General features: G+C 55.2%; 1 protein-coding gene. It reads left to right on the top strand.

Annotated features, from left to right (window positions below; all coding sequences use genetic code 11):
- Nucleotides 1-221, top strand: a 221-nt coding sequence (locus tag HAQ05_RS29030) for a hypothetical protein (protein WP_238936629.1), incomplete at both ends; no start/stop codon positions are given.

The following is a 221-nucleotide window of genomic DNA, read 5'->3' as shown; positions in this document are numbered from 1 at the left end:
CGAAGGCGGCCGGGATAGACATCAAGTTCTTCAATTCCTCCGGAGAGGCTGTAGTCGCAATTCCAGGGTACCCGGAGAGTTGTCTCGTCGAAAGCTGGAACCCGCTCACCGATGACGGCGATGCGCTGCGGCTGATGTCGACGCTAGCGATGGATGTTATATGCCATTCGTACTACGTAGAGGTTGACTCTATCAGTGAAGACTGGGCCGCTGATAGATGC

Origin of the sequence: Pseudomonas typographi (assembly GCF_014694385.1) — a bacterium.
GTDB lineage: Bacteria > Pseudomonadota > Gammaproteobacteria > Pseudomonadales > Pseudomonadaceae > Aquipseudomonas > Aquipseudomonas typographi.
The sequence above is the reverse complement of the archived record's forward strand: the minus strand, read 5'-3'. Positions and strand labels throughout refer to the sequence as shown.